The 26,159-nt window shown below is 42.8% G+C and carries 22 protein-coding genes; 10 read left to right on the plus strand and 12 right to left on the minus strand.

Annotated elements, in window-relative coordinates:
• Window positions 1–290 precede the first annotated feature (290 nt).
• From AC3CKG_RS23780 to AC3CKG_RS23790, 3 genes are all read right to left on the minus strand, one after another.
• On the minus strand, window positions 291–860 hold the full coding sequence (locus AC3CKG_RS23780) for a YceI family protein (RefSeq protein ID WP_488529505.1): 570 nt from the start codon (window positions 858–860) through the stop codon (window positions 291–293).
• Entirely contained in the window at window positions 857–1,396 is a 540-nt protein-coding gene (locus AC3CKG_RS23785; RefSeq protein WP_048660207.1) for a cytochrome b, read from the minus strand. Before AC3CKG_RS23785 ends, AC3CKG_RS23780 begins: the two co-directional genes overlap by 4 nt.
• 153 nt (window positions 1,397–1,549) lie before the next feature.
• Window positions 1,550–1,795: a DUF2164 domain-containing protein gene (locus AC3CKG_RS23790; RefSeq protein ID WP_017059821.1), complete on the minus strand. Its 246-nt coding sequence runs from the start codon at window positions 1,793–1,795 to the stop codon at window positions 1,550–1,552.
• Window positions 1,796–2,080: 285 nt separating this feature from the next.
• Between AC3CKG_RS23790 and AC3CKG_RS23795 the strand changes: the two genes are divergently transcribed.
• Both AC3CKG_RS23795 and AC3CKG_RS23800 read left to right on the plus strand, forming a co-directional pair.
• Complete coding sequence (locus AC3CKG_RS23795; RefSeq protein ID WP_017105905.1) at window positions 2,081–2,716, plus strand: hypothetical protein; 636 nt, start codon at window positions 2,081–2,083, stop codon at window positions 2,714–2,716.
• A gap of 575 nt (window positions 2,717–3,291) precedes the next feature.
• Complete coding sequence (locus tag AC3CKG_RS23800; protein WP_080585208.1) at window positions 3,292–4,029, plus strand: EAL domain-containing protein; 738 nt, start codon at window positions 3,292–3,294, stop codon at window positions 4,027–4,029.
• A gap of 166 nt (window positions 4,030–4,195) precedes the next feature.
• Here AC3CKG_RS23800 and AC3CKG_RS23805 read toward each other — a convergent pair whose 3' ends face one another.
• The 3 genes from AC3CKG_RS23805 to AC3CKG_RS23815 are packed head-to-tail and all read right to left on the minus strand — an operon-like array spanning window position 4,196 to window position 9,395.
• Entirely contained in the window at window positions 4,196–7,255 is a 3,060-nt protein-coding gene (locus AC3CKG_RS23805) for an efflux RND transporter permease subunit (protein WP_488529506.1), read from the minus strand.
• Window positions 7,252–8,307, minus strand: a complete 1,056-nt coding sequence (locus AC3CKG_RS23810; protein WP_488529507.1) for an efflux RND transporter periplasmic adaptor subunit — start codon at window positions 8,305–8,307, stop codon at window positions 7,252–7,254. Before AC3CKG_RS23810 ends, AC3CKG_RS23805 begins: the two co-directional genes overlap by 4 nt.
• Window positions 8,307–9,395, minus strand: a complete 1,089-nt coding sequence (locus AC3CKG_RS23815) for an efflux RND transporter periplasmic adaptor subunit (protein WP_488529508.1) — start codon at window positions 9,393–9,395, stop codon at window positions 8,307–8,309. The genes AC3CKG_RS23810 and AC3CKG_RS23815 overlap by 1 nt, the downstream gene beginning before the upstream one ends.
• A 156-nt stretch (window positions 9,396–9,551) precedes the next feature.
• Here AC3CKG_RS23815 and AC3CKG_RS23820 point away from each other — a divergent pair, with 156 nt between their 5' ends.
• A complete protein-coding gene (locus AC3CKG_RS23820; RefSeq protein ID WP_076670504.1) occupies window positions 9,552–10,286 on the plus strand; it encodes a TetR/AcrR family transcriptional regulator in 735 nt (244 codons plus the stop codon).
• A gap of 128 nt (window positions 10,287–10,414) precedes the next feature.
• On the opposite strand, the gene AC3CKG_RS23825 is transcribed toward AC3CKG_RS23820, so the two are convergent.
• The 3 genes from AC3CKG_RS23825 to AC3CKG_RS23835 all read right to left on the minus strand — a co-directional run bounded on the left by AC3CKG_RS23825 (window position 10,415) and on the right by AC3CKG_RS23835 (window position 12,706).
• The gene (locus tag AC3CKG_RS23825; protein ID WP_065105705.1) at window positions 10,415–11,686 is read right to left on the minus strand and encodes a DEAD/DEAH box helicase; all 1,272 of its coding nucleotides are present in this window, start codon (window positions 11,684–11,686) and stop codon (window positions 10,415–10,417) included.
• A gap of 57 nt (window positions 11,687–11,743) precedes the next feature.
• The gene (locus AC3CKG_RS23830) at window positions 11,744–12,355 is read right to left on the minus strand and encodes an ACP phosphodiesterase (RefSeq protein WP_372223619.1); all 612 of its coding nucleotides are present in this window, start codon (window positions 12,353–12,355) and stop codon (window positions 11,744–11,746) included.
• A 222-nt stretch (window positions 12,356–12,577) separates the two neighbouring features.
• Window positions 12,578–12,706, minus strand: coding sequence for a hypothetical protein (locus tag AC3CKG_RS23835; RefSeq protein ID WP_017059831.1), 129 nt, complete (start codon window positions 12,704–12,706; stop codon window positions 12,578–12,580).
• Window positions 12,707–13,152: 446 nt separating this feature from the next.
• Here AC3CKG_RS23835 and AC3CKG_RS23840 point away from each other — a divergent pair, with 446 nt between their 5' ends.
• From AC3CKG_RS23840 to AC3CKG_RS23850, 3 genes are all read left to right on the plus strand, one after another.
• Entirely contained in the window at window positions 13,153–14,376 is a 1,224-nt protein-coding gene (locus AC3CKG_RS23840) for an aromatic amino acid transport family protein (protein WP_102352222.1), read from the plus strand.
• Between the two features lie 148 nt (window positions 14,377–14,524).
• Window positions 14,525–15,949 carry a methyl-accepting chemotaxis protein gene (locus tag AC3CKG_RS23845; RefSeq protein ID WP_488529509.1) on the plus strand — a complete coding sequence of 475 codons (1,425 nt, stop codon included), beginning with the start codon at window positions 14,525–14,527 and terminating at the stop codon, window positions 15,947–15,949.
• Window positions 15,950–16,257: 308 nt separating this feature from the next.
• Window positions 16,258–16,473, plus strand: coding sequence for a hypothetical protein (locus AC3CKG_RS23850; RefSeq protein ID WP_080585209.1), 216 nt, complete (start codon window positions 16,258–16,260; stop codon window positions 16,471–16,473).
• On the opposite strand, the gene AC3CKG_RS23855 is transcribed toward AC3CKG_RS23850, so the two are convergent.
• The 3 genes from AC3CKG_RS23855 to AC3CKG_RS23865 all read right to left on the minus strand — a co-directional run bounded on the left by AC3CKG_RS23855 (window position 16,415) and on the right by AC3CKG_RS23865 (window position 19,795).
• Complete coding sequence (locus AC3CKG_RS23855; protein WP_017111961.1) at window positions 16,415–17,143, minus strand: HAD-IA family hydrolase; 729 nt, start codon at window positions 17,141–17,143, stop codon at window positions 16,415–16,417. The two genes, AC3CKG_RS23850 and AC3CKG_RS23855, sit on opposite strands and share 59 nt — an antisense overlap.
• A gap of 300 nt (window positions 17,144–17,443) precedes the next feature.
• On the minus strand, window positions 17,444–19,240 hold the full coding sequence (locus AC3CKG_RS23860) for an HD domain-containing phosphohydrolase (RefSeq protein WP_488529510.1): 1,797 nt from the start codon (window positions 19,238–19,240) through the stop codon (window positions 17,444–17,446).
• Between the two features lie 60 nt (window positions 19,241–19,300).
• A complete protein-coding gene (locus tag AC3CKG_RS23865; protein ID WP_029223677.1) occupies window positions 19,301–19,795 on the minus strand; it encodes a hypothetical protein in 495 nt (164 codons plus the stop codon).
• Between the two features lie 248 nt (window positions 19,796–20,043).
• Here AC3CKG_RS23865 and AC3CKG_RS23870 point away from each other — a divergent pair, with 248 nt between their 5' ends.
• From AC3CKG_RS23870 to AC3CKG_RS23885, 4 genes are all read left to right on the plus strand, one after another.
• Window positions 20,044–20,520 carry a CreA family protein gene (locus AC3CKG_RS23870; protein WP_017111959.1) on the plus strand — a complete coding sequence of 159 codons (477 nt, stop codon included), beginning with the start codon at window positions 20,044–20,046 and terminating at the stop codon, window positions 20,518–20,520.
• A gap of 116 nt (window positions 20,521–20,636) precedes the next feature.
• Window positions 20,637–21,941, plus strand: coding sequence for an inosine/guanosine kinase (locus AC3CKG_RS23875; protein WP_017111958.1), 1,305 nt, complete (start codon window positions 20,637–20,639; stop codon window positions 21,939–21,941).
• A 294-nt stretch (window positions 21,942–22,235) separates the two neighbouring features.
• Entirely contained in the window at window positions 22,236–23,984 is a 1,749-nt protein-coding gene (locus tag AC3CKG_RS23880; RefSeq protein WP_488529511.1) for a formate--tetrahydrofolate ligase, read from the plus strand.
• Between the two features lie 223 nt (window positions 23,985–24,207).
• Window positions 24,208–26,112 (plus strand): GGDEF domain-containing protein, encoded by a 1,905-nt coding sequence (locus tag AC3CKG_RS23885; RefSeq protein ID WP_488529512.1) that lies wholly within the window; start codon window positions 24,208–24,210, stop codon window positions 26,110–26,112.
• Window positions 26,113–26,159 lie beyond the last annotated feature (47 nt).

Below are 26,159 nucleotides of genomic sequence, written 5' to 3' on the forward strand. Positions count from 1 at the left end.
ATCTAAAGCTGAACTATTAGGGATTAGTCGTTCAGCTAGATAACTCAGTCATGGCAACGTTGACTGGCTAGAAGTAAATGGAGGCTTAAAACGCAACTCAAGGTTTGACACAAAACAGATCGAAACGCGTGGCCATTTACCTCAATAAAAAAGGCGCAAAGTCATTACTTTGCGCCTTTCTCTATTTTTAGCTACTTGTTCTTTTTCTAACTAACCTGCTAGTTGATATCGACCAAACTTTTGATGTTTCTAAAAATGTTGATACCAGTCAGCGATTATTGATAGCTAGATTACTTCTTTACACCTTCAACGTGCAGATCCATATCTACATAGCTTGAAGCGCCCATTACTGGAATGTTGAAGTCAGCAAGTTCTAGACGAGTTGTGCCAACGAAACCAGCACGCTCACCGCCCCATGGGTCTTGACCAGCACCGATGAATTCAGCTTCGATAACGATAGGCTTAGTTACACCGTGAAGTTTAAGGTCACCCATTACTTCAAGTTTGCCTTCGCCTCTATCAACTACTTTTGTGCTGTTGAATGTTGCATCTGAGAATTTGCTTGTATCAATGAAGTCAGAGCTACGGATGTGCTTATCACGTTCTGCGTGGTTTGAATCAAGGCTTGTTGTATCAATCGTTACGTTCACTTTCGATGCTTCAACGTTGCTCTCATCAAATGAGAAGTCACCTGAGAATGTGTTAAAACGACCTTGGATAAAGCTGTAACCTAGGTGGCTAACTTTAAAGTTAACTGAAGCATGCGCTCCTTTTGTATCAATCACGTAATCAGCGGCGTTCGCAGCGAAAGGCATTGCCATAGCAAATGCTAATCCTGTAGCGATAATTGACTTTTTCATTTTGAAGCTCCTATCATTTTTCGTAGCGTATCGTCTTTGTCGATAACGTGGTGTTTTATCGCCGCTAAGGCGTGCACTGATGCCATAATGATCAGTACCCATGCAGCATAGTAGTGAACCGTTCCTGCGAGATCAGATTGGTTTGCAAATAGTTCACCCATACTTGGTACAGTGAACCAATTGAATACCTCGATCCCACGGCCATCTGATGTCGAAATCAAATAACCTGAAATAAATAAAACCGCTAAGTTAATGTACATAAAGCCGTGAGCAATCTTCGCTGCTGCAACTTCATAGCTTTTCCCTTCCACCTTAGGTGACGCGGTAACTAGTTTCCAAAGCAAGCGGATAACGGTAACGGCAGCCAAAAGAATGCCTACCGAACGATGGTAGTCTGGCGCTGTTTTGTACCACTCGCTGTAATATGAAAGATCAACCATCCACAGGCCTACACCAAATAAGCCAAAAATCGCGAGTGCTGAAATCCAATGCATCGCTCTTGCTAAAGGGTTGTAATTTCTAACGTTGTTGTCCATGCATCTATTCCGAATGTTAACGAGTAGTGTAGTTTTGAAAAGCGTACCCTACACCAAGTTTGTGTAACATATTATTTACCAAGCTTTACATTGGTAACATCATTTCAAATTAAACGAGTTATTCAAATTATTTGAACAAGTTTGGGCTAAACGTTAGATTTCAACGATTTGTTCGATCTCGTAAAGCTCATCTGAGATGTCTAACATTTTACGTTCCATCACTTTTTGCGCGTCTTCTATCCCCTTGTTGTAGTAAACAGCACCAAACTTTTTGCTTATGAAGTCGACCAAGAATTCCGTGTCGAACTGACCAAGTTCCACATCGAGTTCATCTTGAAGGTACTTTTGAAGCGTATGAGTGAGTTCAGACTTTTGTTTCGAATCTAATTGAATGGTCATGAATGTTTCCAAATAAAGAGTAAGTAGATCAATTGTGATTAGCTGACTAAGATTAAGCTAGCCACCAGTAACTTTGCTAACTAAGCATAATCCTTGTAACTAATTAGAATTGTTCATAATTTAGAATACAGACCATTGAAGTGCCAGTGCTATCCATAAAATCGCTCGGCAATAGCTAATTTTGATAGAGGGATCAAGAACTCGCACTTTGGCGATAGGTAATGGAACCTCAATTACCGTACTATTGCCCATCAATAAGATAGTAGCTGTGTATAAGGGACTTCATTGTTATTAGATCTAGTGATTAAAAGCGTCAATCAGTTTCAAGACGATTGCCTAAAGCTATGTGAACGCCACTACCCTACGGTACACAATCAAGGAATCAGTGAGCATCACATCGGCAAAGCCTTTGCCCGACGAATGGAACACACCTTTGTTAGCTTTAACCATGCAAGCAACATCAGCCCACTCGAAATGCTCTCTTCTGGTGAAAACCCTCGACACTTCCGAATCTCTTCTGAAATCGGTACCGTTTGGATGATCAGCCATCATATGGTGAGCGCAGGAAAAACCTGTCGTAAAAAGTTGATGTTAGACATTCATAACTGGCAGCAAGAGTATGGATTTGCCATTCAGCCAAATGACGTTTTGATCATTGTCTCCGACCATTGGATAAGCCGAAGTAAAAACAGTAGTGAGTTGTTACATTGGTGGATGGGAGAGCTCCCAGACGAGATGACGGAATACAGCCAGCAAGGCATCACTCTAAGAGAGAGTGATTCTCAATTCGCTTCCGATTTAAATAATAACTTCAGAATCAGCCCTTGCTTTATTAAATTCGGCCACCCACTTAAACGGTCAGGAAATCAACAACTGGTTCGTAAATATCTGCAGCTTTATGCGGTACTTCAATGGCAGTGATAATACGGGTCAACTTTTTCATTCAATATTGAAAGTAAATTGTTAGACCTTCATCCCAATATTTTATAAAAGATAACTCATTCCCTGTTCATTAATTATTCGAACCTTCTGTTTTAATTATTAATAGTTGTTGTACTCGCCGTCTCGATTTTGAGAGATAGATATCATTTCTATGTAACTCGCTTAGCCTCTCCATTTTGTAACTTTGACATTCCCCCACAATCTAGGCCTTTAACCCTACTTTTCTCTGGTGTATCAGCGTTCTAGCCTTATATTGGCTGGGGTTAATATGAGAGAGGTTACTCAGCCATTAAATTCACAGTAACTATCAAACACAGTGAATGATAAGTAAATTTAATGGCTAATGTCATTTATCATGCTGATTTTTCGTTAATTATATTTATTTAAATATTGACCCTACAAATGAATTTTTATTAATTGACAATTTACTTACACCTGTCAATATTGTGACAGCCATGACGTATGTTTTCGTCATTAAATAAACACCTTTATTAGCGACTATGATTTTATCAGACAGAAGTGAATTTATTAGCTGTATATCTGTGGATGCCGATATGCAGTTTATTGCGAAATATCAAGACTTAACACTTAGAAGTGTCTATCAACCTATATTTGACAGTTCAATGACTCAGATAGGCGTTGAGGCTTTGGTTCGTATTTCGAATAGCAAAGGGGATGTTGTTCGTCCTGACCACTTCTTCCATTCCGACGATACCTTGTGTACTGACAAGATCAATGTAGAAAGGCTGAGTCGCGCTATCCATATCCGTAACTTCGCACAATCGAATATCCGCCATTTACACTTGTTTTTGAATGTTCTTCCAAACGTTGGTGAATTGTTTGCTGCAGAAAAAGTCAGTGACAGCCTGTTGGCTAAACGCCTTCATGAACTCAACCTTTCATGTGAACAAATCGTGATGGAATTAGTGGAACTGAATGCCGAAAGTGAAGAGCGTTTGAAAGATGCAGCCCACTCTCTAGCTGAAAATGGTTTTCAAATTGCTGTTGATGATTTTGGTACTCAAGCATCAACAGAGCAGCGTGTTCGTCATATCAACCCACATATCATCAAGATAGATCGTTCTGTCATGTTGGATTTTGAACAAGGCGATACAAGCGAAATGGAGTTGGTTCTCGATCTTGCTAATCAAATTGGTGCTAAGACCGTAATCGAAGGTATCGAAACCCAGCAACAGCTCGCAGCAATGCAAAGCTTAGGCTTCGATATGTATCAAGGCTATCACTTGGCGATGCCAAAGCCGATTGAATTAGATCTCCGCCTCGCAATCTAGAACTGCCCCCTGTTCTTCCTGAAGCCGCTGACCTTTAGTTAGCGGTTAATAATTAATGGTAAGCAGCTTTCTGGTAGCGCCAATCTTGTAGACCAAATCACACCCATAAAAAAGCCCAGTCAAAATTGACTGGGCTGGCTTAAAAGAATCTGTTTTATATCATTCCCTAATAACCCGCAGTGGACGGTTTGATTCTATATAGAATAGCGAACATCACTGGTACTACTATTAGCGTGAGTACTGTAGCAAAGCCTAAGCCTGCCATGATGGTAATCGCCATCGAGCCAAAAAATGCATCGAATACCAAAGGAATCATGCCCAAGATAGTCGTCAATGCTGCCATAGATACCGGTCGTACGCGACTAATCGCACTGTCGACAACCGCTAAGTATGGGTCTTTACCTGTTGAAAGCTCAGTGTTTATCTGGTCAAGCAACACGATACCGTTTTTCAAAATCATGCCGCTTAGACTTAGCAAGCCCAAGAACGCCGTGAAACTGAATGGCATATTAGTCCCTAGCAAACCAATCGAAACACCAATAATAGAGAGTGGTACCGTAAACCAAATCACAAGTGGCTTACGAAGTGAGTTAAACAGAAGCATAGTGATGATAAACATCAGCAAGTAACCCATTGGCAGTGAACCAAATAGAGATTCTTGTGCATCTTTAGAGCTTTCGTATTCGCCGCCCCAACTGATGCTGTAGCCTTCTGGTAGATCTAATGCTTCTATCTTTGGTTTAACACGAGCAAACAAGCTTGCTGGCGTTTCATCACCCAATACATCGTGGTCAGCCAGCACGGTTAACGTACGCTTTCTATCGCGACGTTGAATCAGTGGTTCAGACCATTGAAGCTCTACACCATCAATCACTTGCTCAACTGGAATGTAAGTTTGTAGCGATGGGCTCCAAATTTTCACATTGTTCAGTGATTCAAAGTCAAAACGCTCTTCTTCAGGTAAACGTGCAACGATAGGTAACATATGAGTACCATCACGCAGTAAGCCGATGTTGTAGCCGCCAAACGCCATTTGTAACGTCTCAGACAGATCAGTTTTTGATATGCCAAGGCGACGTGCCTTTGATTCGTTAAATAGTGGCACTAGTTCTTTAGTGCGTTCACGCCAGTCGTGACGAACATTTCGTGAGCCTGGATCGGCAAGTAAGACGTCTTCGACTTCAACTGCAATACTACGCAATACTTGAGGGTCAGCACCGATAATACGCGCTTCTATCTTTGAAGCTGGTGACGGACCAAATTCAATCAGTTTGAACTGGAACGTTGGTTGCTCAAATTCGTTCGCTAAGTCTTTGTCCAACTCGGCTAGAACCTTAAACATGGTGTCACGGTCAGTGGTTCTTACTTGTAACTGGCTGTACGCTTCGTAGCTTTTCTCTGGTTGGTATGTCAGAGCGAAACGTTGCATGCCCTGCCCAACCGTTGTGGTTACAAACTCTACGTCGTCTTCTTGACGAATGTAGCTCTCAACCTTTTCAGTCTGCTTGATCGTTTCACGTACATCCGTACCTTCTGGCATCCACATGTCTACGTAAAACATCGGAGTATTTGATGGCGGGAAGAACTGTTGCTTCACCTTACCAAAACCAACAACAGACACGGCGAGCAATACGATCATACTGACCACAGTTAACCATCTAAAACGCAATGCGAATTTCAGAGATGCACCGAATACAACGAACAGAATACCTTTGTATGGGTCTTCGTTCTCATCGACTTTATCTTCTTCTTTAAGCAGCATCTCAGCAAGGAATGGCGTCAGCGTTAGCGCCGTAACCCAACTCAAGAATAATGAGAAACACAACACCCAGAACAATGAGCCCATGAACTCGCCCGTTGCATCTTTCGACAAGCCGATAGGTGCAAAAGCGGTAATAGCAATAATGGTCGCACCCAATAGTGGCCATTGCGTTTGTGTCACGATGTCTTTTGCTGCTTGAAGCTTAGTCTTTCCTTTCTTCAAGCCAACTAGAATACCTTCAACGACTACAATCGCGTTGTCCACCAGCATACCGAGCGCGATGATCAAAGCACCCAGTGAGATACGGTGCAGTTCAACATCGTTGTAGTCCATCAGGATGAACGTACCGAATACGGTCAGTAGCAGTACTAATCCGATAATCAAACCACTGCGTAAGCCCATTGCAAAAAGCAGTACGATGATAACAATAGCAACGGCTTCTACTAGGCTGATTAGGAAGTCAGCCACTGATTTGTCTACTTCTTGCGCTTGGTTGTAGAAGTAGTTCAGCTCTACACCGGCAGGCTTAATGCTTTCTAAACGATCCAGTTCGGCATCTAACGCGTTACCAATTTCGACGACGTTTACGCCTGAAGAGAACGCTATACCTAGGTTGATAGCTGGCTTGCCGTTATAAGTTAAGACATTGCCCGGTTTTTCTTGGATACCGCGAGTGACCTCAGCAACATCTTTCAAACGGATCAGGTTGCCAGTGTCACGACCATGAATGATTAGGTTTTCTAGCTCTTCAACTGTGCTCAGCGTACCGTTAGGTTTGATCGTTAGGCTTTGGCCATTCAACATTATCTCACCTGCCGATACCACACTGTTTTGTTGTGCTAACAGTGACGTTACCATCGACATATCTAGGTTCAGTGCCGCTAAACGCTCAAGTGACATCTCAACAAACAGTTGTTCTTGTTGGTCACCCGCAATACTTACTTTGCCGACACCGTCGACCAGTTCGATTTCACGCGTTAGGTAATCTGCGTACTGTTTCAGCTCAACGTAATCGTAGCCATCACCAGTCAGCATGATCATCACACCAAATACGTCACCAAAATCATCAATGATCTGAACGGAGTTAACACCACTTGGTAGTGTTGGCTGTAGATCGTTGATTTTACGACGCATTTCATCCCATATTTGTGGTAGCTCGTCTGGGCCGTAGTCCATCTTCATGCTGACCATAATTTGAGACATGCCATTCGACGAGGTCGAAGTGATCTTATCGATATAAGGGAGCTGCCTTATCTCTTTTTCAAGCGGATAAGTCAGTTCTTCCTCAACTTCCATAGACGTAGCGCCAGGGTAAGTTGAAATAATCATTGCATCTTTAATGGTAAAAGCTGGGTCTTCTAAACGGGAGAGATTACCAAAAGACGTCACACCGCCAATGGCCAAAATGACTAGAAACAGCCAGCTGATTACTTTGTTCTTTATTGAATATTCTGCGATGTTCATTCTGCTTTTCCTGACAATTTGATTCCGTCACGAAGTTTTCTTAGATTCGAGTTTACGAGTAGCTCACCTTGTTCAACGCCATGAGCAATAAGTGCGCCTTGGCCGCTGATCTTGTCGACTTCCACTTCGCTTTTGAATGCTTGGCCGTCTTCCATTTTCCACACGTAAAATTGGTTCGCTTCAGCGCCCGCTTGCAGGGTCGTCATCGGTAACTGATAACCTTGAACATCACTCAGGCCTGCTTTCGCCATATCCACATTTACCGTAACGCTCGTACCCGGCAGAATTTCGTTTTCTGGTTGCAACATTTGCATCCAAAACTCATAAGTGCGAGATTGCGGGTGCAGTTCACTGGTGTGCTCTAGGTAAGTCAGAGGGTATTTTCCAGAGTGGCCGCCAAAGGTTGCGTCAGGTCGATAGCTGTTCGAACGCATGTCTGGGCTGATAGATGCTAAGATCGAATCTGATACTTGAATTCGCACATACACCTTGTCGTTCTGGTACACGCTGAGTAACGTTTCGCCCGGTGTGGTGTTTTCGAAACGTTGCTTATCGACGGTTGAAACCGTTCCAGAAAATGGTGCTAAAAGCTCTGTGTAACTCAGCTTACGCTCTGCTGCAGCCAAATTAGCCGATGCCAGTTTGTAATTAGCAGTCAGCTGATCGTGTTCTGATTGCGACAACATCTTGCTATCAAACATCTCAGAACCACGCGCCAGTTGCTTACTCGCTAATTTGAATTGAGATTTAGCGTCTGTCAGATCTTGAAGGTATGTTGCGTTGTCTAAGGTCGCCAGTAGCTGGCCTTTTTCTACGTTGTCACCAGCTTCAACCAATACTTGTTGAATCTCACCAGCAAGCTTAAATGCCAATGGTGTCAGTTCCGCGGGCATCACCTGTCCGTTAAAACTTCTGAATTGGTCAGTCAGTGGCGCGCCAACCTCAAAGGTTGAAACCAAAAGTGAAGGTTGCTCACGGTGGCCAGTTCCATTGTTACAAGCTTGAAGCAATAACGCAGAGGCAACCACAACTGATAATTTGGAAAGGTTCATTAAATACCGCCCTCACGTAACCAAGCTTTTACTTGTTGCCCATCAGATAACACATCGACACCCGCTTCTACGATCAGGTCGCCAGAAGACAAGCCTTCAATAACCTTGCCTTGCCCATCAAGGGTGACTTGTACTTTAGAAATCAATTGAGACTCTGGGTTGTAGCGCCATAGTTCACCCTGGTCTGCTTCTTTGCTTAACCAAGCTGAATCAACAATGCCAATACCGTTGTCCGATCGGTTTTTCTGAACTTCAACTTGTGCCGTCATACCAGAAAGCAGATTAATACCTTCAGGTTTCTCGATAGACACAACCGCTTGGTAGCTGTTGGTGTCTTCGTCTGGTTGCGTTGAGATCTCTTTAAAACGCGTTGGGATACGAATACCGCGGTGGCTATCCATCACAACCCACATGTTTGAGTTGGTCAGGTCCTGAATAGAACGGTCTTCAAGCTTTGATACAGGAATAGAGAAAGTCACATCCATCTCGCTGTGATTTAAAATATTAAGAACCGGCTGCTTTTCAGCGATTAACTGATATTGCTTACCAAACACCATCGATACCACGCCATCGAATGGAGCAACTAAGGTGGTGTAACCAAGGTTTGTTCGTGCTTGGTCCAACTCAACTTCAGCGGCAGTAAAGGTGTTTACGGCTTGGTCGTAGTAATCCGTGCTTACAAGCTTCTTCGAGTACAGCTCAGACGCTTGCTTGTATTGGCTGTTCGCCAAATCAAATTTTGCTTGTGCTGCATCAACCGCGATACGGTAGTCCGTTGCATCTAGTACAGCGAGTACTTGGCCTTTCTTCACTTCTTGTCCCATACGCACAGAGAACGTTTCAATATCTCCGCCCACTTGGAAAGAAAGCGCGGCACGGTCGGTCGCATCCACTTTTGCGATAAAGCTATCAAGCTCGATATCCGTCTGCTGAGGGATCTCAAACAGCTTTACTGGCTTAATAACTTGAACCGTTTCTTCTGACTGAACCTTGTTACATCCGGTCAAAGAGCTTGCGAGTAATAGTGCAGCAAACGCCACTCCTATCTGCTTACCCGTCTTGGCTTGAATAGACAAATTGGACTGCATGATGCATCTCCATTTAATTATTATGATTTATTACACAGGTGGGCAGTATATTTAATATTAAAGAATTCTCAAGCTTTACTTTCCACCTGTGCAGTATTTTTTATTTTAAGGAAAACAGTGTAGAATGTGGTAATCAGGTAAATGTGTGAAAAGAAGATGACAGAAAAGAAACAAGGTAGAAGAAGCGCAAAAGACGCCGAAGAGACTCGATTTTTGATCATGAGTGTTGCTGCGGATATGTTCTGTGAGCATGGTTATGATAGCGTTTCGCTACGAAACATCAGTGAAAAAGCAAGCGTCTCGCATAGCCTTATCCGCCATCATTTTGGTAGCAAAGAAAAGATCTGGCATGCTATAAGTGACTGTTTACATGAATATTTTCAGTCTTACATTGCTAAGATAGTGGAAGAGTTACCAAAAGGCATTGCGCCAAACATTACTATCTATTTATTTAGTATGCGTCTCTTTAGCAACATGATTCACTCACGTAAACCGATGCAACTTATCACTGACTCTGTTCGCCAAAAAGACAACTTGGTCGATTACTTTATCGACAATGTTGGTAATGTCGAAAGACAAATCCATATGTTGGCAGAAGAATATAATGATGCGAACCCAGATAACTTGATCAACATTTATGAAATTAAATGGCAAATGATCATGTATGCGCACGGAGCGGTATGCCTAACCCCTTTCATGGAAAGCACTTGGAATGAAGGTGACATGCAATCGACGCCTGAAGAAGCATTGCTAAAACATTGGCAATTGTTCAACAAGCAGATGATCAGTATGTTCAATATCAGTGAAGAATGGGTCTTGAACCCAAGCTCGATTGAAGAGCTGATTTACGAAGTCCCTTGCGTGTGGAAGTGCAATCAAGAACACCATTAATCGAATGCTTTTGTCTGCCCTGATCGTAAATTAATTGACTTAATATAAAAACGCACCGTTACAGAACCAACTGTAACGGTGCGTTTTTATATGTGTAGATCTTTAATCGAGTTCTTTAGGTCCGCTTATTAGCGACGTGCTTTACCACGGTTTTGATGGATTTTAAGCTTAGCTTTCATCTTACGTTTCTCCGATGAACGACTCTTACTGCGACCACCGCGATCAGGGGCCACATCTTTTTCAAGGCTTGGTTCAAAACCCTCTAGCCACTCTTGAGGCAGGCGCGTATCCAACAATCGTTCAATGTCACCCAGTAGGTAAGCTTCATCTTGACTCATCAAAGAAATGGCTAAACCGCTGTTACCTGCGCGGCCTGTACGTCCAATACGGTGAACGTAATCTTCTGCTTTGAATGGCATATCGTAGTTCACAACTTGTTCTAGTTGCTGAATATCGATACCACGAGCTGCCACGTCAGTCGCAATCAACGCGCGTACCTTGCCTGATTTGAAATCATCCAGTGCCTTTTGGCGCGCACCTTGGCTCTTATCACCATTGATTGACGCCGCTTTAATGCCGTCTAGCTTAAGCTCTTTAACTAGTGCATCAGTGCCCTGTTTAGTTTTAGTGAAGACCAACACTTGTTGCCAGTTCTTGGAACCGATCAAGTAAGCCAGCAGTTCACTCTTGCGTGATTTATCAACGGGATAAACCATCTGGGTAACCGTGTCCGCGGTACTGTTTTTTGGCGTAACTTGAATTTCACTTGGCGACTGCATCATACGATGCGCAAGCGCTTTTATTTTATTATCGAACGTCGCAGAGAAAAACAGAGTCTGACGTACTTCATTCATGCGTGAAAGAATGCGTTTAATATCAGGCATGAAACCCATGTCCAACATGCGATCCGCTTCATCAAGCACCAACACTTCAGTATGGCTCAGTATGATGTTCTTAGTGAACATGTGGTCGATAAGACGACCAGGGGTTGCTACTAAGATATCTGCGCCGCCACGTAGGTTGTCAGTTTGAACCTTCATGCTGACGCCGCCGTAAGCGACAACCACTTTAATGTCGGTACCTTTCGCGTAACTGGTTACGTTATCAAATACTTGTTGTGCTAATTCACGCGTTGGCACTAATACAAGGGCGCGGACTAACTTAGGGTTTGGGATAACGTTATCTTTAGTCTCGATTAATCTTTGAATAATCGGCAAACCAAAAGCTGCGGTTTTACCTGTACCCGTTTGCGCACCAGCCAATACATCTTTGCCTTCTAGCACCAATGGAATCGCTTGCTCTTGAACACTGGTTGGAGCCGTAAAGTTAAGCTCGGTGAGTGTTGTAAGCAGTTGGTCAGACAATCCAAGTTGGTTAAAAGATTTAGTAGGTTCAGACATAGTATGATACTCAAAGATTAAATAGGCGCGGATTGTAGCAAACCTGCATTACGCTGTTTACCTTTCCTTTTGATTTTTCGTCAATTGAAGTGCACTAAACTGGTTTGCTTCTTCTAAAACGCTTGGATACAGCTCATTAAAGTGACACTGCAACTTATCATAATGGCGTTCTAGGTCGTCGTAACAGTTTTTGAGCATGCCTAGCTTAGGCCTTCTTAAAGCCATTCGTTGTAATACCAACTCAATGGAAGACATGTCTTGATAGCTTTCCAACCACCGCTGTTCTGCCATCTTCTGATGAATAGTAACGAAGTTTTCAGGCCAGTGAGGTTCTTGATGTTCGAAAATCTGCTGATGGCTGTCTGAACAAAAGTGCTCTAACGATTGTGTCGAGAACTGGCCCCAATGATTAGCTAAGCAGTGATCCCAAAAGACATCGAGTGCAATAGGAGCAAAGCGCCTTGTTTGATCTGAAAAGAGAGATTTTGCAGAACGAGACACATCATGACGGTCGGTATAGCTATCGACGAATCGATGAAGTCTTATTCCGTTAGAAAGCGAATCTGAATAGTGTTTATTAGGGTCACCCTTAACGAAGTCACCTAACAGGTTACCGGCTAAGTTACTGTTGCAGTGTTGAGCGATGTGTAGGTGTGCGAGAAAGTTCATTGAACCTCATTAAAGTATCGAGAACTAAGTAACATGGTAAACGTACTCGTTTATCTTCGCGAACTTTAATGAGGATAGTTTTGATATGACGTGTGAGCGAATGAGATTTGCTCAGTTTAAGAATTGTCTAATTTGAGAACGTTGAACTACAAAAACTTTTAGCTAAGGAAGCTTTCGTTTAAGTACTTTTGCTTAAAAAGCTCAAGTTAAAAGTTTAAAAGCTTAGTTCGAAGACTTAAAAAGTTCTTCTGCTAATTGTTTAACTGTTTGTTCGTAGTCAGATAAATCAATGCCAATTTCCATAGCATCTAACAACTCAAGACTTTCGTCATTATAAGATTGGTCACTCATAGTGCCCCCTCTATTCCTTGATGTGGACATAATGTCCTGTTAACTAGTACACCATCTTGGACTTATATTATGTCACTTTGATGAACGCACTCTACTCTACCCATTCCATATTTATAGCTTGAAGCTACTCGCGATCATTAACGCTTATTTACGTTAAAGGGGTATACGCGAACGACATATGTACTGCTACCTTACACCAAGTACAACAAATTACTCTACAAATTTTGAAGCAGATCATGGTCAAACGTTTGCTTAGGCATTTCCGATGCCCTGCCACCCACCATTGTAAATATTAATTTACAGTGGATATTTTTAATTACATTAGAGATTGCATTTGGAATTAAACTCAATCAGAATACTTGAAAATCGAGATATTCTTTTGGTTTATGCGCTTAAGCTAGAAGAATTACAATGAAAACACACTCTAACGTAAAGAATTATATACAATGAATAAATCAAAGGTTTTTGGTAGTACTTTGATCATTGCAGGCACCACTATTGGTGCTGGCATGCTCGCTCTTCCACTTGCTTCTGCAGGTATTGGCTTCTCAACTTCGCTTTTCTTAATGCTGTGTCTTTGGGCATTAATGGCCTTTACCGCTTTATTAATGGTAGAGCTTCATCAATTCGCAGAATCGGACGCAACCCTACACACTTTAGCTCACACAATTTTAGGGAACAAAGGAAAGTGGATTGCGAGCTTCGCCGTTATGTTTCTGTTTTACGCTTTATGTGCTGCCTACATTGCGGGCGGTGGTGCTCAATTCAACCAACGTATTGCGGATATTGCAGGCATTGAACTCAACGGCCAAATCACAACCCTCCTATTTACTCTGTTAGTTGCTGGCGTTGTGACGATTGGTACACACAGTGTTGATAAAGTTAACCGCGTTTTGTTTGGCTTAAAGCTAATCGCGATGGTTCTAGTGCTTAGCTTTCTAGCACCTAACATTACTTCTCAGTACCTAATGAGCATGCCTTTACAACAAGGCCTGATTGTTGCGGCGATTCCGGTTGTGTTCACCTCTTTTGGTTTCCACGGCAGCATTCCTTCGATTGTTCGATACCTTGATGGTGACGTCCGTTCTTTACGTAAGGTCATGATCATTGGTTCTGCACTGCCTTTGGTCATCTATGTTTTCTGGCAGAGCGTGACTTTAGGTGTGATTAGCCAAGAGCAGCTATTGTCAGACACCAGCTTGGGCGCACTGTTAGTCTCACTGTCACAGACCGTTCATCAATCTAATCTTAGCGTGATCGTTGGTGTATTTGCCGATCTTGCACTGTTAACCTCATTTATTGGCGTGAGCTTGGGCCTATTCGAATTTATGGGTGATTCATTGAGCAATAAGCTAGGCAGCGCTAAGCGTGTCAAAACAGCATTGATCACTTTCGTTCCACCACTCGGTTTTGCTTTGTTCTACCCACAAGGCTTTATCATGGCTCTGGGTTACGCAGCAATTGCGCTAGCAGTGCTTGCAATCCTGTTACCAACAGTGATGGTTTACAAAGTGCGTTACACTGATTTCGCCGTTAATGGACAAAATACTCAAGAGACTTACCAAGTATTAGGCGGAAGCAAAGCGTTGTTTTTAGCGGGTAGCGTTGGCGTGTTTATCATTGCAATTCAAATCCTTATTTCAGTAGGGTTACTACCTTCATTAGGCTAATAAACCTATACGCGGTATAAATACTTGATTGGGATCTCATAAACGATATGTTGGTATCATTAATTTTCACAATTAGTCGATTGGTATCACATTTTTATTGAGGTCGGTTATTTAGAGTCCACGGTAAAGGATTTACCGTGGAGTTTTTATGAAAGAAGTACAATTTCGAACGATAGACAAGCTGTTTATCAAAATGTCTATCAACGACAAGTTTTGGGTTATTTTCTTAATCTTTTTTGCCGCTGTGGCAAGCCTAGCTGGACTCAACTACGTCAACAAAATGGAACAAATTGACGCGAGTGCAAAACAGCAGGTTGAGTATCAACTCAAAGGCATTTTATCAGCGTCAGATTCCCCTGCCTCTGTTCGTTTTGTTAGCCAACAAACTCGCCCTCAAGAAACCATCATTTCTAACAGTGGCGCGGTTACCGCAACGGCTCTTGCACAAGATGGTAACTACTACTCTCTGACCGTTTCAAATAACGATACACAAAACCAAAAGCAGCAAGCACTGTACACTTTATTACTCAGTCTTTTATGGTGTGCGCCTTTTGGCCTTTTCAGTTACTGGGTTGCGACCTTCCTAGGTGGCGCGTTATGGGTGCTTTACTCAACTACTCAAAAGATTGGTGACGGCGACTTAACCTCACGCCTTGGCTTCCACCCAGGCCGTGATGAGTTTGGTACTATTGGGTGTGCACTTGACCGTTCAATGGACACTCTAAGTGAGTTAGTGAACAACGTAAACCACAGTGCCGCGACACTCAGTGAAACGTCGGCTTCTTTCGAAACAGAGATGAAGCGCAGCGAAACACAAATCATGAGCCAAAACGCGTCTTTGGACTCTGTGGCTACTGCAATGGACCAGATGACAGCATCAGCTAACGAAGTGTCGAATATCTCTGCACGTTCAACTGAGCAAACAGAACAAGATGCACAGCAAATCAACGATAGCCACTCGAAGGTTCAACAAGCCATCTCAGAGATCAGCACACTTTCTTCTCTGATTGAGCAAACCTCATCTTCGGTGACCAGCTTAAATGTCAACACCAGCCAAATTAATGAAGTGATCACGACGATCAACGCAATCTCTGAGCAAACTAACCTACTTGCACTAAACGCAGCGATCGAAGCAGCTCGTGCAGGTGAGCAAGGCCGTGGTTTTGCGGTTGTTGCGGATGAAGTACGAACGCTGGCAAGCAGAACACAGTCGGCGACCGTTGAAATTCAAGCGATGATTGAGCGCCTGCAACAAGAAAGCCAGAACATCGCTAAAATCACTGAACAAACGGTTGATCAGGCTCAAACCAGCAGCCAACTGATTTCAAATATCGGTGATGACGTGAATTCTATCGCGGCTTCTGCGAATACCTTGATGGACATGAGCATTCAGATAGCCACTTCTGCAGATGAGCAAAGTAATGTAGCGAATACCATCGCGGCAGAGCTTAACGATATCCGCAGCCAATCAGATGTGATTAAAGATGTGGCTCAAAATTCTTCAAATGGTGTATCTAAGCTAACTGAAGCCTCAGTGTCTTTGTCTCAAACTTTGGCAAGATACCGCACTTAAGACTCGATGCTATAAACTTGAAAGTCATAACGTTCAAAGCCAACGCAAAAGTGGCTTCCAGTTAACGTGAAGAGAAAATAAACTAAGAAGGACTCGCACTGAGTCCTTTTTTTATTGACGATTGTTAATAACAACTTCCATTAATAACCACGTTATATACACGGTCTTTAAAGATGAGATTATCATTACCATGAAGCAAGTCGCAAAGGAGAGATTATGAAGGGGCAAAACTGTCTAATAATCGAGCTTAGGAGTAATCTAATTAAACGGGTCTTATTTTCGCTTACCCTCTTGCTGCAGGTGACATAATGAATAATACAGAAGCACCAAACAACGAAGACATCACATGCCCTCTATGCCAACACGACGAATATCTGCTCTCAGAAAGCGGAGAAAAGTTTACGTGCGCATCTTGCGGTTTCCACACCAAACAATTTAGTAAAATAGTCAGCCTTCAAATAGGCACTACCCCACCAAAACTCCAGAGTTCGGTATACCGTTCATTGAGCAATGCTTGCCATTAATCCAAACTGAAATTTCTTCCAAACTGTAAATATCCTGAGCCGCTAGCTCTGCTATGTCGGCTTCTGGATCATCATTCAGTGAATCTTCAATCGTTGGTCGCAGTCTAAAAGATTGAATACCCGCTCGAACCCCAGCCTCAATACCTTTCACCGTGTCATCAACATAAATACATTCGTTTGGTAAAAAGCCCATATTCATTGCGGTATACATGATCAGATCAGGCTCAGGTTTCCAACTATTAGCGTCAAATGCCGAAAAAACTTTGCCTTTGAAGTCATCAAGCATACCCGTCATCGCTAGTGATGATTCAACTCTCGATTTCGGAGCGTTTGAAGCGATACAAAATTCGATGTCTTGTCGTTTTAGAAATTCAATCAGCTCAATAGCGCCATCCATAGGTTTCAAATGACGCTGGAAAAGTGCTTCAAGTTCTGAGCGGTAAAGTGGTTCAAGCGTATCAACGGATATCGACAGTCCAAGGCGTTCTTGTGTATCCATCAATATATCGGCCAACTTCCCACCTTGAAAATGGGCGTAACAGTCGTTCACGTTTAAATCAGCGCCGAAACTCGAGAATACGTTCACTAGAGCTTGGCAGCACAGTCTTTCGCTATCGATTAACGTTCCGTCACAATCAAAAATTACACACTTAGTTTGTTCCAACCGCATAGAAATTTCACTCGCTTTGAATCCAAGCTTTATCCTATAAGGTTATCTTCAGGCTCGGCATGATTAAGCTAACACTTTACCTAAACTTAGTTATTTTTCTTTGCAAAATATGCAGCTGATCACCTTATGATTCAATATGCTTAAGCATTTTCATCTAACTTAGAGATATATGAATAGTGTTTTCAGTCCGATATTTTATAAATGATAATTAGTCTCAAGCACAAATATAAACAAGTAGAATATGTAGCGTAGAAAGAATGGTGGGAGAAATGGTTCAGCTCACCCTATGATGAGCTAAAATCACGCACAGTTTGCTTGTTGAGAAGTAGCAGCTAAAGCAACTAGTTCTGAATTGGAACTATCTGGGTAAGTGTCTCTGATCGCAACAAACTCTGGTAAATGGTCCAGCAATAGCTTGGCAAGCTCAGGATCAAACTGTCGACCGCACTCTCGTTCAAATAGGTCTACAACCATTTCTAACGGCCACGGCTCTTTATAGCAACGTGCGCTCAACAAGGCGTCGAAAACATCGGCTACGGCAGTAATGCGTGCAAACAAATGGATTTCATCAGCAGCCTTACCATTTGGGTATCCTTCACCATCCCATCGCTCGTGATGCTCATTGGCGATAATCGCAGCTAAGTTAGTGATGTCACCCGCTCCACTGATCAGCAAATTGTAGCCTGCCGTTGTGTGCAACTTCATCACTTCCCATTCTTCATCCGTTAGTTTACCTGGCTTGTCGAGAATCGATTCTGGCACTGAGATTTTACCTACATCGTGCATCGGGCTGATGATTTCAAGCATTTCTACTTCACGGTGACTTAAACCTCGATGTTTCGCCAAAAGTGCTGATAACTTCGCAACACGCTTTACGTGATTACCCGTTTCGCCAGATCGCGTTTCAATGGCTTCACCTAATACATGAATCATGTCTTTCTGAACGTTCAGTGTTTGCTTCTGCAGAGCGAGAATCCGCTTGTTCTTCTTTGCCAGCTCTTTCTTTTGACGCAACGTAATGAACTGCATCAAGATAATCAGGCTTAAGCCCGCAATCACCATGGTCAAGCCCATCAGCAGTTGGAAGTTCTTACGAATAAAAGAAGAAGGTTCATTGATGACAACAGATTCTTCAGGTAACGCACTCTCACCGATGCCGAACTTTTTCATCGCCGGATAATTGAATACGAAACGTATGTTGTCACCCGGTACCAACGGTGAAGAGAAACCAAGCGATACGTACTTGTCTAACGCATCAACGGCTTCTTCGCCCATACTTTGTGAGTGATTAACATAACCGCCCAACACGTCACCTAAGATATTGAACTGCCATAGTGCGAACACAGGAGCCGCGCTCGATACTGACAAGGTTTCAGCGATCTCTTGATAAGAGTGATAAACGCCTTGTGCGAGTTCCGTGTTGTAGTGGCTGAGCAGAACAGCATCATCAACGGAGATAGTTTTTAAGTACTGTCTCGTCTCTTCAAGGGTTTGATTTCGAATTTCAACCAAATTGATATCGGGAAAACCAACCATCACCTTTTGTACTTCTTTACGAATCAATTCAGAAGTGACACTGTAATCATTTACAAAGTACAGGTTCTTAAGGTTTGGCCTTAACTGTGAAATCAACTCGATGTTAATGTCGATATGATCATTCTCGTGAAGCACGGTTGCTCTGTCAGTAACCGCGTACATGTCTGTACTGGTATCATTAATGCCAACCGCAACAACAGGTGTATTTCGGTCAATTAAAGAGCTGATGGATTCAAGAAAATTTGCTGCGTTATCATCGGTAACAATGACACCATCCAAGTGATAACCTGAATACTTAGCTTTAAAGTAATCGACAAGCGAGTCGTAATATTCTGGACTGTTGATACGCTTGGTATCTAGATACTCAATTGAAAGTTTAACTTCGACTTGAGATTGATTGAACGCGTTATCGATTCCCTTTTGGAAATCGGCGGTCCATTGGTAGGAAGGTCCATAGGAGTGGATAACTAGGATGTGCTTGATATCCCAGTTGTTAGCGTAAGTAGCTGTAGAAAAAGCGCTAACACACAATACAGCGATTGATATCAATAGCTTGTACATACCGGACCCTGTTTAAAAGACGGTGTATTGTACTCAGATTAACGCTTTATCAAAGGTTCTTTAGCTTTCCAACCATACTTTATGGCTAGAACCTTGATCTTGTGCCCAAAATTCGAGTAACTGTTTAGCAAACCCAATACAGTCTTGATCATGCTGGTTTACAACATCTGAGATCAGCAGTGAATCGTCAGTCGCTGTAACAATCGCACTCGCTACCACATCACCGTTCTTGGTACCTACAAATAGTTCATGTTCTTCCGATAGCATTATTTGGCTTAAGAACTCCAAAATATGCGCTCTTTCCGTTTCATCTTGATACGCGCTAGCTTGGTTAAGCGAGAATAGAACCGTCAGCTTATGAAAGTCGACTTTATGTAATTCATCTAATTGGCTAGGAGTTTGATCTTGAGGAAGAAGTTGATATGTTTTTTGAGGAAGTTTGCTTTTGTAGAGGTCTCGACCGAGAAGGCTCTCTTTTGCGGGGTACGCAATATCGAGTTGGCTGAATAGCCATTGGTTTTTCTTATGTGCATTTTCAGGTATTTCGTTATTCATTCTATTAGTACCTACGTTTAGTATCCCCAAATATCACAGTTATTTGGAAGACATATGGTCGACTGAGGTGCCGAGCTACAAGCAGAGAGCATACAGAGCATGACCAAGGCCAACAAGTACTTTAAATGCTTCATATTTTTCATTCTCCAACAACATCCTTTAAGAACTCGGTGAAAAGCTCTACACTCGTATTCACGCTTTCAATATTCCTATAGTAAACAGAACTATATAAATAAAAAGGACTTCTTATGAAAAAAGCCTTAATAGCAGTTGGTATCATGACATTGTTGGCTGGCTGCTCAGACAATGAAGTTGGCGACGTATCTCTCGGTTTCTTCACCATGAAAGATATCAAGATGTCTTCTCTAGATGACGACAAGATCGCAGGTGTAACTTGTCATATCGCATCCATCGAAGCAAACCTTAGCCTGTCAGATCCAAGTGATAGCTCTATCTCTTGTCGTCAAACAGGTGAAATCACACCAGAAATGATTGCTCAAATAGACAAGAGCAAATCCGGCGAAGTGGTATTCAAGCAATCGAAAAGTATCTTTTTCAAAACAATGAAAGTTCGCCGCATCTACGACGCAGAGAATCAATCATTGCTCTACTTGTCTTACACCACAAAAGAAACAGAGGGTAGTTTCAAACACAGCCTTTCCACTGTTCCTCTATGGGGTACAAAGGCTTACGTCGATCCTGCTACGTTAGTCCCTACGGAATAACGAGCTTGAATCACCTGTACAGACATTGTGCAGGTGATTCAAAATGTAATAAAAATGAAAGAAACAGAAACAAAATGTGATATCATGCGGCAAAATTTTTTCACTGTATTTGTCATATGAAATTTCCTGGACAGCGTAAATCTAAGCACTACTTTCCAACTCACGCCCGTGATCCGTTGGTCAACCAAATTCAACAAACACCTAAGCTACACCGCGCAACAGTTGTCGGTATAGGTCAAACGATTGTTGATATCGAAGCCCGTGTTGACAACGAGTTCCTAGAAAAATACGAGCTGAGTAAAGGTCACTCGCTTGTATTGGAAGAAAGTAAAGCCGATGCCCTTTACGAAGAGCTAGTTGAACGTGGTTTGATTACGCATCAATACCCTGGCGATACCATTGGTAACACGCTACACAACTACTCTGTTCTTGCAGACAGTAAATCAGTTCTGCTTGGCGTTATGTCTAAGAAAATCGAAGTGGGTTCGTTTGGTTACCGATACCTTTGCCGTACCTCTTCTCGCATGAACTTAAACCACCTACAAACAGTTGATGGTCCAATTGGTCGTTGTTACACGCTAATTACCGAAGATGGCGAACGTACGTTTGCGATCAACGAAGGACACATGAATCAACTGCTTCCTGAAAGTATTCCTGAACAAATTTTCGAAAAAGCCTCTGCATTAGTTGTATCTTCATACCTAATGCGCGGTAAGCCTGAAGATCCAATGCCTAAAGCCGTACAAAAAGCGATTGAATATGCGAAAGCACACAATGTGCCTGTTGTACTGACGCTTGGTACTAAATACGTGATCGAAGGTAATGCTGAATGGTGGCAAGAATACCTGAAAGAAAACGTTACTATCGTCGCGATGAACGAAGACGAAGGTGAAGCATTAACGGGTGAGAAAGATCCATTACTTGCTGCGAATAAAGCGCTTGAGTGGGTTGACCTTGTTTTATGTACCGCGGGCCCTGTTGGCTTGTACATGGCAGGTTACACTGACGAACCAGCGAAACGCGAAACCACACTGCCATTGTTACCGGGTAACATCCCTGAGTTCAATAAATACGAATTCAGCCGTGCTATGCGTAAGCAAGATTGTGTAGACCCAGTAAAAGTATATTCTCACATTGGCCCTTACCTAGGTGGCCCACTTGAGATTAAGAACACCAATGGCGCAGGCGACGGTGCGCTTTCTGCACTGCTACACGATATGGCAGCAAACAGCTACCACTACGTGAATGTACCAAACTCAGAGAAACACGAGCACGCTTGTCTGACTTACTCGTCACTGTCTCAAATTTGTAAGTACGCTAACCGTGTAAGCTACGAGGTATTGACTCAACACTCACCTCGCCTTTCTCGTGCCCTACCGGAACGCGAAGATAGCTTAGAAGAAACATACTGGGATCGCTAATCTAGATTGAGGCACTGATTCCAACGGGTTAGTGAAGCATTCTAAGATGACCAATTCCTAATAGGGCTGCTATATGCAGCCCTTTTTCTATTGGTGAGTTATGTGAATGGCGCAACACCTAATCAAATCTGATTTTTTGTCAGATTAAGATTTGATCTCGCGCAATGACTGTTTAGATCTGTTATCTTCCAGCACATAATTCGTGTGGTTTGCCTTTACTTGGTCAAATTATACAGTACCATCGCCACGCAAACGTTTACGTAACACCTTTCGGTTCTGATATAAGGAGCAAATATGCTATCTGATATTGATATTTGTCGCTCAACTCCCCTTAAAAACATCAGTGAGATTGCCAAGCAAGCTGGCCTGAATCATGACGAACATCAACCCCTTGGGCTTTACAAGTCTAAGGTTTCTCTTACGTCACTTGAACGCCTCTCTGACCAACAAGACGGCAAATTGATCGTTGTGACTGCGATTACACCGACGCCACTCGGTGAAGGAAAAACGGTCACCACAATTGGCCTTGCACAAGGTCTCGCCAAAATAAACCAATCTGCGATGGCGTGTATTCGTCAGCCTTCTATGGGCCCAGTATTTGGTGTCAAAGGCGGAGCTGCTGGCGGTGGTTACTCTCAAGTGGCGCCAATGGAGCAGTTAAATCTCCACTTAACAGGTGATATTCATGCAGTGACAGCGGCTCATAACCTCGCCTCTGCTGCGATTGATGCTCGTTTGTATCATGAGCAACGTGAAGGGTTAGAAGCCTTTGAAGCGCGCTCTGGCTTAAAAGCATTAGATATAGACCCAAGCAGAATCGTTTGGCGACGCGTGCTTGACCATAATGATCGCGCATTGCGCATGATCACGGTAGGAAAGAACGAGGCAGACAAAACAATCAACGGCTTTGAGCGCGAAGATGGCTTTGATATCTCGGCTGCTTCAGAGCTAATGGCCATTCTTGCGCTGGCTGACGACCTGCAAGATTTAAGAAAACGTATTGGTCGTGTGGTACTCGCTTATAACCACCAAGGCATGCCATTAACCGCAGATGACTTCAACGTTGCAGGCGCAATGACTGTAACAATGAAAGATTCAATTGAACCAACATTAATGCAAACACTTGAGGGTGTGCCAACGCTGATTCACGCAGGCCCGTTCGCAAACATTGCACATGGTAACTCTTCAATTATTGCCGATAAGATTGCTCTCAAACTGAGTGATTTTGTAGTGACTGAAGGCGGTTTTGGCTCCGACATGGGTTTTGAAAAAGCGTGTAACATCAAAGTTAAAGCATCGAATAAAAAACCTGATTGCGCTGTTATAGTCGCTACATTACGCGGTCTAAAAGCCAACTCAGGCTTATACGATTTAAGACCAGGCACCGCATTACCAGAATCAATCTTCAATGATGACCAAGACGCCCTTATCGCTGGCTTTGAGAATCTGAAATGGCACATCAACAATGTTAAGCAATACCAAGTGCCTGCCGTTGTCGCCATCAACCAATTCCCACAAGATTCGATTCAAGAGTTAAACACATTGAAACAACTGATCACCGACTTTGACCCTAATGTGACCGTTGAAATCAGCGAAGCTTTTGGTAAAGGCGGAGAAGGTGCGACGTTATTAGCTCAAGCCGTGGTCAATGCTTGTGAAAACGAGAGCGACTTTAAACCACTTTATGAATCTGAGCAGAGCTTGGAAGAAAAGTTGATGGCAGTCGCCGAGGTCGGTTACGGCGCAGCAAGTATTTCGCTATCACCTTTAGCCAAGAAACAACTCGCTGAATTCAACCAACATGGATACAGCAGACTGTCGGTATGTTTGGCAAAGACACCGCTATCTATTTCGACTGAAGCACAAGTTAAAGGCGCTCCTACCCAGTTTGATGTTCCTGTTAGAGAACTGAAGCTTTGTGCAGGTGCGGGGTTCATCTACGCTTTGTGTGGCAATGTAATGACTATGCCGGGCTTACCAGATAAACCGGCGTTCATGTCGTTAGATATTGATGAAAAAGGAAATATCGTTGGCCTTAGCTAAATAATGATGGCGAATTAATTTTCGATCTAACCGATATACTTGAACAGTATGCTACTTCGAGCCGTCATTTCTGAACGGAATGGTTGCTCGATTAGCAACCTTAATTGCAAAAAGTTGCACTAAAACCATAGTTATATGCAAAGCTTGTTCTAAGTTCTGGGTCAAGATCACATTAAAAACCCCATAAAATATATAGTATTGCGCTGATTCTTTAAGGACAGTGATGAATACGAGTATAAAAAAACTAGTCAGCCAATTTCTATGTACCATTTTTGCCCTAGGACTAGTCCCTGCCCTCTATATTAATTCTGAATTTGATCGGATAGACGCTCAGCACACGCTAAATATTAAGCAATCAAGTCAAAACCAAATTGAATACAGCTTCCACGAGCTTTCTGTCATCGTAGAGCAGATATCTAACTCCGTTCCCTCTATAGCAAATTCACAAACCCTTCTTCGTGCCATTGAAGAACCCTCAACGATTCACAAAGAAGCGCTGCAAGACTTGTGGGTGATGCTTGCTCGTGGGCAAAAATATTACTCACAACTTCGTTATCTCGATATTCAAGGAAATGAAGTGTTCCGCGTCAACTACAAAGACAGTCAAGCCACAGTCGTTGCAGACAAGGAACTACAAAACAAATCAGCGCGTAGTTACTTTGACACTCTTCAAAAACTAGAAGTTGGGCAAGTCAGTTCAAATGGTATCGATCTAGAAGTCGAATACGGGGAAATAGTCCATCCGTTAATTCCGGCGCTTCGTATCATGACGCCTGTAACATCAAAAGATCGCATCATTGGTTACTTTATTGCTAACCTCAATATGCTCGAAATTTATGATCGCCTGCATTATCAAATCGGAACATCTTCTGCTGTTCCGATACTCCTGAATAAAACAGGCCATGTCATCATGGGACCCAACCCAGAAGAATCATTTGGTCATGTTCTTGAGTCTCGTGCTGAAATCACTTACGCAAAGCGCTACCCAGAATTATGGGAAGCAATTAAAGACAACACTTCCTCTAGCTATTTTGATGGCGAAAACTGGTATTTCCACTCAGATATCAGCCCTAAGATAGATCAGTTTGAAGGCCCTATTTATATGGTTCTTCACGTTAAAAACCATCAGTTTAATAACCAGTATCAACAAGAACGCCACGCTATCATCGTACAGATCATTACCTTGACGATACTGATATCAATGATTTCTGCTGGGTTTGTGCTTTGGAATAGAAACCACAAGAAGAACAGCATCGATAGCCAACTGGCTAAAGCAGCAATGAATGGTATGTCGGCCTTGGTCATCACCGATAGAAACAACCGAATAATCAAAGTAAACCAAGAATTTACCCGCGTAAGTGGTTACAGCCTAGAAGATGTAAAAGGTCACCAACCTTCTATGTTTGCCTCTGGTCGCTACAATCAAGAATTCTACATAAAGATGTGGAGCATTATTACTAAGACCGGTGTATGGGAAGGCGAAGTGGTAAATCGCCGTAAAGACGGTTCTCTGATCACTGAAATACTGCGAATCCAAACGATTAAAGACTCAAAAGATGTAATTCAGTTTTATGTCGCGTCATTTGTCGATATCAGTAAACACAAAGAGCTCGAAAATAAACTAAGAAACCTAAGTGAAAAAGATTCGTTAGCAGGCTGTTGGAACCGTCGCAAGTTCGATCTTGAGCTGCGCGATGAATGCTCTCGTGTTAATCGTTATCCTACTCGCGAGCAGTCGTGTTTAGCTATCTTGGATATTGACTACTTCAAACGCATTAATGACCGATTTGGGCATGACTACGGTGATCGAGTCATTCAAACGGTCGCTAAAGTGCTCCAACGCGAATGTCGTGAAACCGATTTTGTTGCTCGTATTGGTGGTGAAGAGTTTGGTGTTATCCTGCCTCACACCTCAACAGAAGAAGCTGAATACGTCCTTAACAGGTTGAGAGTTGCTGTCAGTCTTGATCTCGACAACGTAGTGACTGTGAGTGGCGGGATCACCAACATCACTAGCGATCCTGCGCTTAACTACAAGTGCGCCGATTTGGCGTTATATGAGGCCAAAGCGGCAGGCCGAAACCAAGTCTGTTTATTTCTAGACAAAGAAATGAGCGAAATCGCCTAGCAAGAATCTACATCGTCCCGCTAGGCTGTTAACCAGACCGAGAGTCA

The organism is Vibrio sp. QJM3NY_15, assembly GCF_057785995.1.